General features: G+C 55.2%; 13 protein-coding genes. All 13 read right to left on the bottom strand.

Annotation, left to right across the window (positions count from 1 at the left end; all coding sequences use genetic code 11):
• Positions 1 to 205: 205 nt before the first annotated feature.
• On the bottom strand, positions 206 to 1099 hold the full coding sequence (locus B2R48_RS17170) for an SDR family oxidoreductase (RefSeq protein WP_297002937.1): 894 nt from the start codon (positions 1097 to 1099) through the stop codon (positions 206 to 208).
• A 22-nt stretch (positions 1100 to 1121) separates the two neighbouring features.
• Entirely contained in the window at positions 1122 to 1928 is an 807-nt protein-coding gene (locus tag B2R48_RS17165) for an enoyl-CoA hydratase/isomerase family protein (protein WP_297002934.1), read from the bottom strand.
• A 60-nt stretch (positions 1929 to 1988) separates the two neighbouring features.
• The gene (locus tag B2R48_RS17160; protein ID WP_297002931.1) at positions 1989 to 2519 is read right to left on the bottom strand and encodes an acyl-CoA thioesterase; all 531 of its coding nucleotides are present in this window, start codon (positions 2517 to 2519) and stop codon (positions 1989 to 1991) included.
• 55 nt (positions 2520 to 2574) lie between these two features.
• The gene (locus tag B2R48_RS17155; RefSeq protein WP_297002928.1) at positions 2575 to 4359 is read right to left on the bottom strand and encodes an acyl-CoA dehydrogenase C-terminal domain-containing protein; all 1785 of its coding nucleotides are present in this window, start codon (positions 4357 to 4359) and stop codon (positions 2575 to 2577) included.
• A 22-nt stretch (positions 4360 to 4381) separates the two neighbouring features.
• The gene (locus tag B2R48_RS17150; protein WP_297002925.1) at positions 4382 to 6706 is read right to left on the bottom strand and encodes a 3-hydroxyacyl-CoA dehydrogenase/enoyl-CoA hydratase family protein; all 2325 of its coding nucleotides are present in this window, start codon (positions 6704 to 6706) and stop codon (positions 4382 to 4384) included.
• Positions 6706 to 7842 (bottom strand): thiolase family protein, encoded by a 1137-nt coding sequence (locus B2R48_RS17145; protein WP_062956942.1) that lies wholly within the window; start codon positions 7840 to 7842, stop codon positions 6706 to 6708. The genes B2R48_RS17150 and B2R48_RS17145 overlap by 1 nt, the downstream gene beginning before the upstream one ends.
• Positions 7843 to 7887: 45 nt before the next feature.
• Positions 7888 to 8292 (bottom strand): MerR family transcriptional regulator, encoded by a 405-nt coding sequence (locus B2R48_RS17140; protein WP_062956941.1) that lies wholly within the window; start codon positions 8290 to 8292, stop codon positions 7888 to 7890.
• Positions 8293 to 8396: 104 nt separating this feature from the next.
• The gene (locus B2R48_RS17135; RefSeq protein ID WP_062957343.1) at positions 8397 to 10088 is read right to left on the bottom strand and encodes a long-chain-fatty-acid--CoA ligase; all 1692 of its coding nucleotides are present in this window, start codon (positions 10086 to 10088) and stop codon (positions 8397 to 8399) included.
• A gap of 97 nt (positions 10089 to 10185) precedes the next feature.
• Positions 10186 to 11496, bottom strand: coding sequence for an OmpP1/FadL family transporter (locus B2R48_RS17130; protein ID WP_062956940.1), 1311 nt, complete (start codon positions 11494 to 11496; stop codon positions 10186 to 10188).
• A 54-nt stretch (positions 11497 to 11550) separates the two neighbouring features.
• Positions 11551 to 12219 carry a DUF6134 family protein gene (locus B2R48_RS17125; protein ID WP_062956939.1) on the bottom strand — a complete coding sequence of 223 codons (669 nt, stop codon included), beginning with the start codon at positions 12217 to 12219 and terminating at the stop codon, positions 11551 to 11553.
• Positions 12220 to 12252: 33 nt separating this feature from the next.
• Positions 12253 to 12549: an SCP2 sterol-binding domain-containing protein gene (locus tag B2R48_RS17120; RefSeq protein WP_063086516.1), complete on the bottom strand. Its 297-nt coding sequence runs from the start codon at positions 12547 to 12549 to the stop codon at positions 12253 to 12255.
• A gap of 235 nt (positions 12550 to 12784) precedes the next feature.
• On the bottom strand, positions 12785 to 13360 hold the full coding sequence (locus B2R48_RS17115; RefSeq protein ID WP_062956937.1) for an RT0821/Lpp0805 family surface protein: 576 nt from the start codon (positions 13358 to 13360) through the stop codon (positions 12785 to 12787).
• Positions 13357 to 13590, bottom strand: a complete 234-nt coding sequence (locus B2R48_RS17110; protein ID WP_062956936.1) for a hypothetical protein — start codon at positions 13588 to 13590, stop codon at positions 13357 to 13359. Before B2R48_RS17110 ends, B2R48_RS17115 begins: the two co-directional genes overlap by 4 nt.
• Positions 13591 to 13728: the final 138 nt, after the last annotated feature.

The raw sequence follows: 13728 nt of genomic DNA, 5'->3' as shown, positions 1-13728 counted from the left end.
GCGAAGGCGGCACCGCCATTCTCCCCTGTGGCGGTGCCTTTATGTGTGCGGCATCCATGATGTTCGGGCAAAAAAAGAACCCGCCACAAAGGGCGGGTTGAGTTCAGCGGGCGAGAGAGCCCGATTTCCAGCGCAGATCATCCACAGCCGTAAAATCAGGCCCCTACAAGACGCCGAGGCACACACTTCCCCGGCGCCATGACGGTCAGGCCGCTTTGTGAAAGCGGCCCAGTTTCGTAAGCAGTTTTGCAACCTGCGGATCGTTCTTTCCGTTGCGGTCAAGCTCAAGGAAGAAGTCCGGATAGGGTGGTTTGCCCGGTGTCAGGTTGTAGTGTTCGAAATCGCTGATGCCGATGGCCTCCAACACGCTTTCATCGGTAAAGAAGCCGCCCGTGACATCACGTGCGGGGGCGGTCAGGATCGCATGGGCCGCATCGGCCAGGATTTGTGGCGTGCGCGCCCGGCCCTGTTCAAGGCCGGGGATCATGTTCAGTGCTGCTGTTTCAATCACCGTGACGGGCCAAAGCGAATTGACGGCCACACCCTGATCGGCAAATTCCGCGGCCAGACCAAGGGTGATCAGGCTCATGCCGTATTTTGAAATCGTATAGGCCGTGTGATTGGCAAACCACTGCGGCGACAGGTTGGGCGGTGGTGACATGGTCAGGATGTGCGGATTGTCCGATTTCACAAGATGCGGCAGGCAGGCCTGTGCGCAGGCAAAGCTCGCACGGGTATTGACCTGATGCATCAGGTCAAACCGCTTCATCGGGGTATCGAGCGTCGGGGTCAGATTGATCGCGCTGGCATTGTTGATCAGGATATCGATCCCGCCAAACGTCTCCACGGTTTTGGCAACCGCCATGGCAATCTGGTCTTCATCGCGAATGTCGGTTTTAAGGGCCAGGGCCTTGCCACCAGCTTCCCCGATCTCGGCGGCTGCACTGTGGATGGTGCCGGGCAGCTTGGGGTGCGGTTCATCGGTTTTGGCAATGATCGCGACATTGGCCCCATCGCGGGCCGCACGCAGGGCAATTTCCTTGCCGATGCCACGCGAAGCGCCGGTGATAAACAGTGTTTTGCCTTTAAGACTCGTCATCAAATTCTTCCCTGAATTCTTCTTATGATTTGCCAAAACGTGGCGTGCGCTTTTCGACAAAGGCAGCGACACCTTCGCGGAAATCAGCACTCGTGGCGCAATCGCCAAATGATTTGGCTTCGGCTTTCAGTTGCGTTTGCAGGTCGGCCTCGGGGGCGGCATTCAGCAGTGCCTTGGTGCGCGCAATCGCATCGCGCGGGCCAGTCGCCAGTCGCGTGGCGTGTTTTGCGGTAACTGATGCCAGCAGATTGGCCGGGACGACCTTGTTGATCAGGCCGCAATCAAGGGCTTCATCCGCGCCAAACCGATCACCAAGCAGGGCGATTTCCTTGGCCTTTTTCATACCGACCAATCGGGGGAGCGAATGGGTCGCACCGCCATCGGGCGAGGTGCCGATATGGATGTAGGCCAGCGTGAAAACGGTGTCTTCGGTGGCAATTGCCAAATCACAGGCATTCATCAGGCTGATGCCAAAACCGGCAACCGCCCCATCAAGTTTGGCAATCACCGGGCGGGGCAGGGCATTGATGCGCAAAACGATGTCATGAACCCGATCAATCAATGCGTCGATCAGGGATCTGGCGTCTTCGACAGGGCCTTTTGACACCTGATGGAAGAACTTCACATCGCCACCGGCCATGAACGTGCCGCCTGATCCTTCGATGATGACAGCCCCGATATCAGAAATGTTGGCTTCGATCTTGTCCATGGCGGCAGACAATCCACTAACCATTGCCTGATCAAGGGCATTCAAGCGATCCGGGCGGTTGAGCGTAATGGTTGCGACCGCATCGGTGATGTAGAGCAATACAGCGTCATCGGATGCCATGGTGTTTCCTCCTCTGCGGGTTTCCCGCATTCGTCCCGGTTTTCCGGTTTCTGGTGTGTGTTAAATCGCCAATCGCGCTTCAATCGCGGTTTCCATATCGGGCCATCCGGCAAGCCAGTCGGGCATGGAAGGGGACGTTTCATCGGCGCCCACCATCCGACAGATAACGTCGGGGGCAACGATGCCATCAGGGCCGACAAAGACCGCCTTTACCACGCCAAGGGCCAGTGTTTTGCCGTGCGAGACAAAACGTTGTTCAAGATAGAACCCCTTTTCATCCCAATAGAGCGCCTGCGTTTCGATGCTGAATTTCTGAAACGGCTTGATCGCGCGTTTGAAGCGCATGGTCGACCCTGACACGACCGGTTGCCATTTGCGTTTGATCATCTGTCTGGCAATACCGTTACGCATGATCAGTTCGGTTCGCCCCAGATCCATCAATGCGAAATAGCGCGAATTGGTCATATGCACATTGATATCGAGATCCAGCGGCCAGGCCCGGAAATGCAGGGTCGATGGATCAAGCGGATGCAGGCGGGGCCGCAACAGGGACAGGATCACCACGCGGATCAGTCGGAAAATCAGGTTCACGACAATGCTCCGTATCCGGGTGACGGGTCTTTATGCATGCGGCCCACAGCCATGATCAGAACAGCTCCTCGTCCAGTTCCATCATGGTCGAGGATCCCGACATGATCTGGCTGAACAGGGCACCTGATTGCGGAAGCACACGTTCCATATAGAACTTGGCCGTGATCAGCTTGCCCTTATAGAAACCGTCTTCGTCATCACCCTGTTTGGCGAGTGCGATTTCCGCCATCCGGGCCCACATGAAGCCGACGGCAACCAGACCAAACAGACGTAGGAATTCGGTGGCGGCAGCACCGGCTTCATCGGGGTTTTTCATCCCGCGCTGGGCCAGTTCGCCGGTGGCCTGTTGCAGGCGCATGAAGGCCTTGGCAAGTGGCTGGACATATTCGCCAAGCTCGCCGTTCGAGACATTGGCTTCGATATATTCCTGCACGGGATGGAAGAAACGGCGCAGATACCGCCCCGCCTTGGTCGGCATTTTGCGGCCAACAAGGTCAAGCGCCTGAATGCCGTTGGTGCCTTCGTAAATCTGGGCAATACGGGCATCACGGACATATTGTTCCATGCCCCATTCGCGGATATAGCCGTGCCCGCCAAAGACCTGAACACCAAGGTTGGTGTTGTCAAAGCCCCAGTCGGTGAACAGCGCCTTGACGATCGGGGTCATCAGCTGGACGAATTCGTCAGCCTCTTCGCGTTTGACCGGATCTTCGTGGTGTTTGGCAGTATCAAGTGCGCGTGCCACCCACATACCCATCGCCCGGCAGCCTTCATTGGTTGCCTTTGCCGTCAGCAACATGCGTCGCACATCGGGATGCACGATGATGGAATCGGCAGGTTGGTTGGGGGATTTTGCACCGGTCAGGGCACGGCCCTGCAGGCGGTCCTTGGCATAGGCACGCGCACCCTGATAGGCGGCTTCGCCAAGGCCAAGACCCTGAATACCAACCGAAAGGCGTTCCTGGTTCATCATGGTGAACATGGCGGGCATGCCCTGATGGGGTTCACCGACCAGATAGCCGACCGCGCCATCAAAGTTCATGACACAGGTCGATGATGCCTTGATGCCCATCTTGTGTTCGATGGAACCGCATTTGACCGCGTTACGATCCCCAAGTGATCCGTCATCGCCCACCATGAATTTCGGGACAAGGAACAGCGAAATGCCCTTGGTGCCGCTTGGGGCGTCAGGCAGCTTGGCCAGAACCAGATGGATGATGTTTTCCGTCAGGTCATGTTCCCCGGCGGAGATGAAAATCTTGGTGCCGGAAATTGCATAGGACCCGTCATCAAGGGGTTCGGCCTTGGTCTTGATGATGCCAAGATCGGTGCCGCAATGCGGTTCGGTCAGACACATGGTGCCCGACCAGGTGCCTTCGACCATCTTGGGCAGGAATTTGTCCTTGAGTTCGTCCGATGCGTGGCTGTGAAGGGCGGCATAGGCGCCAAAGGACAGACCCGGATACATGCCAAAGGACAGGTTGGTCGAACAGATCATTTCCTCGACCAGCGCATTGATGGATTTCGGCGCGCCCTGACCGCCATATTTCGGGTCACAGGCAATCCCGGTCCAGCCACCTTCGGCAAAGGTCTGGTAGGCTTCCTTGAAACCTTTGGGGGTTGTGACGACGCCGTCATCCCAGCTGCAGCCTTCCTCGTCGCCCGACCGGTTGATCGGGAAGAGGACTTCTTCGCAGACTTTCGCGGCCTCTTCGAGAACCGCATCGACCACATCAGGGGTAAAATCCTCGCAACCGGGCATCTGATTGATATCGCTGTAATCAAACAGCTCGGTCAGGACGAAGCGCATGTCGCGCAGGGGTGCTTTATATTCAGCCATTTTCTGTTTCCTCCCGGACCGGTCAGTTTCGCAGCGGCTTGCCGGTCAGCAGCATATGCTCAACCCGGGCCATGGTGCCTTCATTACGGACCAGACGCATGAAGCCTTCGCGTTCCAGTTCAAGAATGTCGTCTTCGGAAAGTTCCTCGGTCACGTCGGTGTCACCACCGGCCAGAACCTTTGCCAGTTCACCGGCAACCACGCGGTCATAATCGGTGGCCTTGCCCAAACGGTGGAAGCCATCGACCGCCATTTCAAAGGCAACCCGCGCCGCTTCGCCCGGCAGGCGATAGGTGAATTCTTCGGGGGCCTCGTAACCATCGACCATAGACAGCGCGCGTTCCTTGGCATCGGCCAGCAAACGGTTGCGGTTCATGGTGATGCCGTCAGTTTCGCGGAAGAACAGGTTTTCCTTGGCCTCCATCGCCGATTTGGCAACGGTCGCGACCGAGATGATCTCGAACGCCTTGGCACTTGGGGCCATCGGGCCTTTGACGAATTTGGGATTTTCCGCCCAACGACGGATCATTTCCTTGCAACCGCCCCAGGCCGGGATCAGACCCACACCGGGCTCAACCAGCCCGATATAGGTTTCCCCGTGTGCCTGAACCGCATCACAATGAAGTAAGACCTCACACCCGCCACCCAGGGCCAGGCCGCTAGGTGCACCGACGACCGGGAAGGGCGAATATTTCAGCGCCTTGTAGGTTTCCTGACCGGTTTCAACGAGGTTTTCAATCTCTGGCCAGGCGGCGATATTGGCGGCAAACAGGGCCAGACCAAGGTTGGCGCCTGCCGAGAAATTGCTGCCTTCGTTATAGATGACCATTGCCTTGAACTGCTTTTTGACAGTCCGGATCGACGTTTTGATCGCACCAAGCACATCGGAATCAAGCGCATTCATCTTGGTATGGAATTCAAGGCAGGCAACGCCATCACCGATATCCCAAAGCGATGCTGCACGGTTGCCGGCAACCCGTTCGGATTTGCGTTTGATATCTTCAAGCAGGATGACGCCATCCGGGCGGGTGACCTTGGCATATTCGCCATCAAAGCCAAGGTAATAAAGCTCACCATCCTTGACCTTGTAGAACGACTTGCCTGCGGCCTTTTTCAGCAATGCCGGGACTTCAACGCCGTCTTCTTCGAGCATCGAAATCAGGGCATCAACGCCAATGGCATCAATCAGTTCAAACGGCCCAGTTTTCCATGCATAACCCAGCTTCATCGCATCATCGACATCGACGATGGAATTCGCAGCCGCCTCGGCAATAAAGGCCGCATAGGCCAGCGTCTTGCCCATGACAGCGCGGCCATATTGGCCACCCTTGTCAGATGCTTCCATCATCTTGCGCGGATCTTTGCCAGCGGCGCGGACACTGCCCAAACGCGCCTTTTCGGATTTGGCGAATTCACCGGTTTGCAGATCCACCGATTCCTTGACCTTCTGACCACCTTCGCGGTTCAGGCGGTAAAAACCACCCTTGCCCTTGCGCCCGGTATAACCATCGGCAATCAGTTTGCTGACCAGTTCGCTTTCGCGATAGATCGCATGGAACGGATCGGATTTATCGAGAAGGCCGGCCATGCTTGATTGCACATGGGGCATCAGATCAAGACCCACCAGATCCATCAGGCCAAAGACGCCGGTTTTGGGAATACCAAACGGGCGACCAATGACGCTGTCGGCTTCTTCGACCGTCAGTTTGCGGTCCATGGCCTCAACCATGGCGGCCTGAATCCAGTAGACGCCCAGACGGTTGGCGATAAAGCCCGGTTCGTCATGGCAGGTGACACAGGTCTTGCCCAGTTTGCGATCAGCAAAATCGGCAACTGCATCAATCACACCATCGCGGGTGACACCTGATCCAACCAGCTCCAGCAGGCGCATATAGCGCGGCGGGTTGAAGAAGTGGGTAATGATGAAGTCCTGTGCGAAGCTTTCGTCCATCCCGTCAATCAGGGTTGCGAGCGGAATGGTCGATGTGTTTGATGACACCACCGATCCCTTGGCACGGACCGCATCAATCTTGCGATACAGATCCTGCTTGATATCAAGGCGTTCAATAACGGCTTCGATCACCCAGTCACATTTGGCGATCTTATCAAGGTCATCCTCGATATTGCCGCACGTGATCAGCTTGGCAACCCGTTTGGACATAAACGGTGCCGGGTCGGTTTTCAGCATCTTGGCAACCGCGCCCTCGGTAACCGCATTACGGTTTTTGGCCCCTTCGGGCACGATATCAAGCAGCAGGACGGGTGTCCCCGAGTTGGCGATATGGGCAGCGATCCCCGCCCCCATAACACCGGCGCCAATAACGGCGACCTGTTTGATGGTGGTCATTACATCGCCTCCAGAATGGTCGCGATCCCCTGACCCCCGCCAATGCACTGGGATGCCAGCGCATATTTGCCGCCATCACGTTTGAGGATTGCGGCGGCCTTGCCAACGATACGGGCCCCGGTCGCACCCAGCGGGTGACCAATTGCCAGTGCACCGCCATCAATATTGACCTTGGCACCATCCAGACCCAGATCGGAAATGCTTGCCATGGCCTGGGACGAGAAGGCCTCGTTAAGTTCGGTGACATCAATATCGGCCGAGGTCAGGCCCGCCCGCGAAAGCGCCTTTTTCGATGCGCCAATCGGGCCAATCCCCATGATTTCCGGTAAGCAGCCATCAACCGCAACCGACTTGATGCGTGCAATCGGCGTCAGGCCGTTTTTGGCGGCATATTCTTCGGAGCACACCAGAACAGCCGACGCACCATCGGTCAGCGGCGACGACGTCCCAGCAGTCACAACACCGTCTGCCTTAAAGGCCGGTTTGAGGTCGGCCAGGCCTTCGGCAGTTGTTTCTGCGCGGATGCAGCCATCTTCGGAAACAACACCATCCTTGGTCTGGATCGGGATGATTTCATCAGTGAATTTGCCAGCCGCTTGTGCGCTCGCGGCGCGTTTGTGGCTTTCGACCGCAAAAGCTTCCTGATCAGCACGGGTCAGGCTGTATTTGGCGGCAACATTTTCGGCCGTGTCGCCCATGCCCATATAGGCCTCGGGCATGGCTTTATAAAGTTCCGGATTGGGCAGCGGGTTAAAGCCCATCATCGGAACCCGTGTCATGCTTTCAACGCCGGCACAGATAAAGACATCACCAGCCCCGATCGCAATTGCGCCAGCCGCCTGATGGATCGACTGCATCGAAGAACCGCAGAAACGGTTGACCGTCACACCACCAACAGAACGCGGCAGGCCAGCGATAAAAGTGATCAGGCGGGCAACGTTGAAGCCCTGTTCACCCTCGGGGAAGGCGCAGCCAAGGATCAAATCCTCGATCGCGTTGGGGTCAATACCGGTCTTTTCGACCAGACCTTTGACGACCTGTGCCGCAAGGTCGTCAGGACGAACCTTGGCAAGGGCCCCTTTACGGGCCGGGGTAAAGGGTGACCGGACATATCCGGCAATTACGGCGTTGGTCATGGCTTTGTCTTCCTTCCTGAGCTTTCCTCTGATCCGGGGATCTTGTTACGGGGCCGGATCGAGTCCCTTTTCTTTAAGCGCATCAACCGACTGATGTTCGATTTCGCGCAATTCATCCAATGTGACGTCCAGTGCCTGACGCTGTTCCTCCAGGTCAGAAATCCGTTCCCGAACGCGTTCCAGAAGCATCTTGATCTGCTCTGCCTGGGTGGGATCCGCGCCATAAAGATCAAGATAATCCGCGATCTCTTTCAGGCTGAAGCCCAGTCGCTTGCCCCGCAAAATGAGGAGCAGTTTGGCGCGATCCTGGCGGGTATACACCCGGGTTGTGCCGGCACGTTGCGGGTTCAAGAGCCCCTTTTGCTCGTAAAACCGAATGGTGCGCGGTGTGATGCCAAGATCGCCAGCCAGTTCGGGAACGGTATAAAACCGTTCGTCAATTTTGGTCATTATTCGCCCCTAATGGTATATATTTTTCACTAAACGTCAATTAGTTTACGTTAACGTCACTTATATTTTTTCAGTGTGTGTGTCGTGCCGCTAACGCATTGCAACTAAGCCGTATTTTCTTCTCTCTTTTGTCTTTCTTCCTCGACCAATTCCTTTTTCGACAGCTTGCCGACCATGGTTTTGGGAAGTTCGTCACGGATTTCTATTTCGCGCGGCATCTCGATTCTTGAAATCTTGTCGTCAAGAAATGCCCGCAGGTCTTGGGCCGTGACATCCGTCACGCCGTCCTTCAAACGAACAAATGCCTTGGGTGCCTGTCCGCGATACTGATCGGGCACCCCGATGCAGGTGACTTCGGCGATCTGGTCATGCAGATAAAGTGCCTCCTCAATCGCACGCGGATAAACGTTATAGCCGCTGCACAGGATGACGTCCTTGAGGCGATCAACAAGAAATGTATAGCCGTCCTCGTCCTGATAGCCGACGTCACCGGTACGCAGCCATCCATCTACAAATGTTTCGGCCGTGGCCGTTTCATTTTGCCAGTAGCCGGGCATGACTTGCGGACCGCGTATGCAAACTTCGCCTTTCTCGCCAAGCGGCATGGTCTGTTCCGGTCTATCGAGGGACCGGACTTCAATCTCGGTGCCAGGCAATGGCCGACCAATGGAGCCTTCCTTGTTATCACCCTTAAGCGGGTTGCAGGTGCAGACCGGGCTGGCTTCGGTCAGGCCGTACCCCTCGACCACTTTGGAGCCGGTTATTTCCTCGAACCGGTGTTTGACTTCAACCGGCAGCGGCGCACCACCTGAGATGCAGCAACGGATGTGAGATAGATCGTATTTGAGTGTTTCCGCCGAGTTGTTGATCGCCGTATAGATCGTCGGAACACCGGGGAAAATGGTGGCCTTTTTCTTGTCCAAAGCCTTGATCAGGGAACTTAGCTCAAAGCGCGGCTGTAAAACCAATTCCGCACCCAGATTAACCGAAGTGTTAAGCGCAACTGTCATGGCAAAGACATGGAAGAATGGCAAAACACACAGGGTAACTTCGTGGCCCGGCTTGGCGTCGGGCATCCAGCGCGTTAGCTGATCAACATTGGCACTCAGGTTGGCATGGGTCAGCATTGCCCCCTTGGGCCGACCGGTTGTGCCACCTGTATATTGCAGAACGGCCAGATCATGGACATTGATATCCACCACGCGATCAATCGGTTTGCATCCGAGAACCCGTGAATAGGGAATGTGGCGAAGGTCGTTCGGCACATCGGCCAGTTCGCTGCGCTTAAACAGTGAGAACAGAACACTTTTGACTGGCGGAAGGATGTCGCTCATTTCACAAACAACGATCCGCTTCAGGCAGGTTTCATCCAGACAGGCCGCAACCTTGGGATAGATCTGTTTTAGATTCAGGGTCACCATCAGGCGACAACCGGAATCCTCGATCTGATAGGCGATCTCGCGCTTGGCATAGAGCGGGTTGAAATTCACAACCACGCCGCCGCATTTCAGGATCGCGTAATAGCAGACCACATAGTAGGGCGTGTTGGGCAGGCATAGCCCCACCTTGTCACCCTTGCGCACACCAAGCTGTTTGAAGCCTTCGGCAGCGCGATCAATCTGTTCGGCGATGGTTTTGTAATCGTAAATCCGGCCGAGAAAATCAAGACAGGGGCGCAACGGAAACCGTGCCGCTGCATTGTCGAAAATCTCATGCACCGGGCGTGTCTTGACGGGCGAGCTGATGTCGACGCCATCGCGCAGGATCGGGGATTCTTGGACGTTCACTTTGTTCACTTGCGTTAACTCCATTACGTTAACGTCACTTTGCGGGCAAAAAAAGGGACGCCCGATGCGGTGCGCCATCGCACCCCGCACCGGACAGTATAGCAGATCAGAACTTGAATTTCGCCTGCAGCGCGATGATGTCGACCTTGGCGTCATAGTCAGCAGAGTAATTGCCAAGCGACGAAGATGCATGATCGACACGTGCTTCATCAGCAAAAATGTGAGTATAGCCAAGCGTTACGTTTGCCCAGTCGGCAGCCTCATATGTTGCGCCAAAGGACACCCAGTAACGATCAGAGTCTGGAAGGCGTACATTACGGTTCCGTGTTTTGATCGGTGTTTCGTCATATGCGAAACCGCCAGCAAAGGACCAGTTCTCGTCATGCTGGTATCGGGCACCCAGTGCTCCAAACCATGAGCTACCCCAGTGATAGTTCTCTGTTGTGCTGCTACTTGTTGCCAACGAGCTGTTGATAAGGCCGTCATAGATGAAGACCAGATCCTTTACTGAATTCCAGTTCGTCCATTGGACGTCACCCATGACTGTCCACTGTTCGTTGAGGTCATGTGATGCACCGAAAGCGATGGCTTCTGGAGTTGTGATCTTGGCAGTTGTCTTGCGATCAGTGTATGGCGTCACAAGCCCTTTGGCAGCACTGTCGAACTTGATGTCACCTTTAAGCTTGTGCTTGACTTCGGAATTGTATGACAGGCCCAAACGGGTATCGTCGGTCAATTCCCAATTCAAGCCTGCAGTCCAGCCATAGCCGACGTCGTCACCTTCAACCGTGGAGTTGCCTTCCGCTTTTGCGCCGCCCAGTGCCGCGACAGCTTTGCTCAACGATGCTTCGAAACGTTGAACCTGCGGGCCGGCGCCAATGCTCAGGCCATTATCGAAACGATATGCGACGACAGGCTTGATATTGACTGTCTTGATTTTTGATGTCGTGCCAAAGAAGCGGCCAGCAAAATCAGAATCATTGTCCGTAACGAGGCCCCAAGGCGCTGTGATGGACACACCAAAGTTAATGTTGTCGTTAAGCGTCCAGACAGCATGGGCATTTGGTACTGCGGCATCCTGTGCCATATCTTTGTATCCGCCACCGGTCTGCGCAATGGACGTCAGTGTTCCATCAGTTGCAACGGTGTTGGTTGCTTTCGCGACCGGCCGAATGACCGTAATACCAGCGCTATAGCTGGTTTCTTTGTACTGGCCCACCGTGCCCGGGTTATAGGACATCGTCGATGCGTCTGTTGACAGTGTGGTCATGCCGGCAAAGCTTGAACCCTGAAGGGTGCCGCTGGTTTCGCGGACCTGAAAACCCGATGCGTGAGCGGTGCCAACGCTGGCAAGCGCGCATAGAAGTGCGGTACCCGAAGCTGCCCCCCAAAGGCAGCTCTTCTTGAAGTAGGACATCTGTTTCTCCCTTAATTTAAAACGCTTCAAATCTATGATTCAAAACGCCCGCTTTTATTTTTGAAGGGTATTCGCATCAACTCGGATAAAGTCGATGTCGTAACCCTTTCTTTTAAAACTCGTTTTGAGCAATTTCCCGTCGGTGCCATACCAAAGGTCACGTTCTACATCGCCCGACATGGTGTAACGGGTTGCCGGTGTTTCCCCGGCTTCGATCAAGACTGGTTCTTTGCCAACCTTATCTGTCCTGACGACATACGGTTCTGCGTTGATGACGCTATAGAGATTGGTTTTGCCTGTGACATTCTCTTGCCACAGGGTCAGCGGCCAGGCCGCGTCACAGGCATCACGTTTCCCGACACCCTTTCCGGAAAGCATGTAACAATCAGCGTCATAGCTTGCCTGCCAGGTGTAGTGCGTGCCGTCATCATTGGTGGTGGTTTCGACCGAGACCAGCTTTCCGTCCTGCCATTGTTCGGTGCGTTGATGGTCGTAATGGAACTTCAAAAACAGCACCTGCACGTTGGTCAATGTTTTGACCGTGACGGTTTGGCCTGTTGCTGTTGGCGTGATTTCGACGGTTTCATAACCGATCGGTTCCCCGTCCTTTAGGACGCGGAAATTCAATATTTCCGATCCGGACGCCAGCGATGGTGCGGCATAATGGATCGCAAGTCCGGCAATCAGGGCCGATATGCAGCTTTTCGAGATGCGATTGCGCATGCTTCCCTCGTGAGACGGATCATCGAGACTTTATTAGTCGAGCATCGATGACAGCTTTGCTGCCACGCCCATGGACCCCTTGATCTTCAGTTTGCCCATGGTGAAGGCAAGCATCGGGTCAAGCTTTCCAGCGATCAGCTTTTCGAGGTTGGCTTTCTTGATTTTAAGGATGCAATCGGCATCGGACAGGTCATCATCGCTGATTTCCGGTTCATCACCGGTAGCATCGATTACGATATGTCCATCATCGCCGCAATCAAAGGCGACCACGGCATTCAAACCGCGCAATTGCGGCAGTTTTTCTTTTACGGTTTCGAGGATGTCATCCACGAACGCCTCCCTCTGTCAGCAGGTATTCTTGTTATGGTTATGGCAAGAATGTAATACAAAGTGACGTTAACGTAAAACAAATAACGAAAGCGGGAAATAGGAGACCTTTAAGGTATTGAATTACAGCGATTTCAGATCTCGACTTTGTCTGGGGCTGAACGCAAAAAAGCCCGGCAGTGCCGGGCTTGATGCGGGGAATATCCCGATATGGAAACTGGCCGGTTCCAAGCCGTTCCTAAGACACGATTTGCCAGGAACCATCCGGTTGTCGGCATGCTGTTCCATATGTTTTCTGCAGGGTTCCGCCAATTCTGGCGGTTGCGCTGTATTCGCGGCAATAGCGTCCTTCTGCGTTCCGCCAGCTGCTGGTGGGAACCACATTGTAGCTACGACCCGAATCGGGATTCTGCCACCGGACGGTCTGACCATCGGGCGCGCGTTGTAATGCATATCCTGTGCATGCCAGATCGCCCCGGTCCAGATTTCGACCAATCGAATAACCACTTAGCATGCCAAGAATAGCACCACCAATCATGGCCGCATCCCGGCCACTGCCCTTGCCGATGGTTGAGCCAAGAACAGCACCGGTACCGCCACCAATGATTGCGCCAACCACGTCACGATTGCAGCGCAGGAAACCACCATCGGAAACAAACAGCTCATTGCCATAGCGATAATGGCCTTTGTTCTGTTTGGCGCGATAACCATGTGCTGGCGCCCAGGACGGTGGATCTGCCTTCACCGGGACGGGTGCTGCAAAAGGAAGTGCCAAGCCAAGGGCCGCTGCAAGAAGAATGATCCGCTTCATCATTTTCGGGCCTTCTCGTTTTCGTGCATGATATAGCCTGCGCCCGTGCCGACGGCCCCACCGATGGCAGCACCACAGGTAACGCATCCACCGGTTATGACGGTCCCGACGGCGCCAACGCCGGCACCAATGGCACCGCCGCTCAGCATCTTTTGATCCCGGTCACTCAATCCACTGCATGCGGACAGTCCCAATGCACTGGCAACAACAAGAATTGTGGCTGTCTTTCGCATCTCTCGTATCCCTTCGCGTTTGCTCGTTTAAGGTGGTCATTCACGGACCTTTTTGATGAACAACAGCTTGCGAAAGAAAACGGGAAGCAGTTTGGCCGGATTGGGGGCGGTTTGGGGCAGTTATGTCGATAAAAAGGC

The organism is Thalassospira sp. UBA848, from assembly GCF_002295455.1.
Classification (GTDB): domain Bacteria; phylum Pseudomonadota; class Alphaproteobacteria; order Rhodospirillales; family Thalassospiraceae; genus Thalassospira.
This window is presented reverse-complemented; position numbering and strand designations above follow the sequence as displayed.

What these genes read in the sequence shown, in the direction of transcription:
- B2R48_RS17170 (WP_297002937.1), bottom strand. Translation starts at nt 1,099, where the DNA reads ATGACGAGTCTTAAAGGCAAAACACTGTTTATCACCGGCGCTTCGCGT.
- B2R48_RS17165 (WP_297002934.1), bottom strand. Translation starts at nt 1,928, where the DNA reads ATGGCATCCGATGACGCTGTATTGCTCTACATCACCGATGCGGTCGCA.
- B2R48_RS17155 (WP_297002928.1), bottom strand. Translation starts at nt 4,359, where the DNA reads ATGGCTGAATATAAAGCACCCCTGCGCGACATGCGCTTCGTCCTGACC.
- B2R48_RS17150 (WP_297002925.1), bottom strand. Translation starts at nt 6,706, where the DNA reads ATGACCACCATCAAACAGGTCGCCGTTATTGGCGCCGGTGTTATGGGG.
- B2R48_RS17145 (WP_062956942.1), bottom strand. Translation starts at nt 7,842, where the DNA reads ATGACCAACGCCGTAATTGCCGGATATGTCCGGTCACCCTTTACCCCG.
- B2R48_RS17140 (WP_062956941.1), bottom strand. Translation starts at nt 8,292, where the DNA reads ATGACCAAAATTGACGAACGGTTTTATACCGTTCCCGAACTGGCTGGC.
- B2R48_RS17130 (WP_062956940.1), bottom strand. Translation starts at nt 11,496, where the DNA reads ATGTCCTACTTCAAGAAGAGCTGCCTTTGGGGGGCAGCTTCGGGTACC.
- B2R48_RS17125 (WP_062956939.1), bottom strand. Translation starts at nt 12,219, where the DNA reads ATGCGCAATCGCATCTCGAAAAGCTGCATATCGGCCCTGATTGCCGGA.
- B2R48_RS17115 (WP_062956937.1), bottom strand. Translation starts at nt 13,360, where the DNA reads ATGATGAAGCGGATCATTCTTCTTGCAGCGGCCCTTGGCTTGGCACTT.
- B2R48_RS17110 (WP_062956936.1), bottom strand. Translation starts at nt 13,590, where the DNA reads ATGCGAAAGACAGCCACAATTCTTGTTGTTGCCAGTGCATTGGGACTG.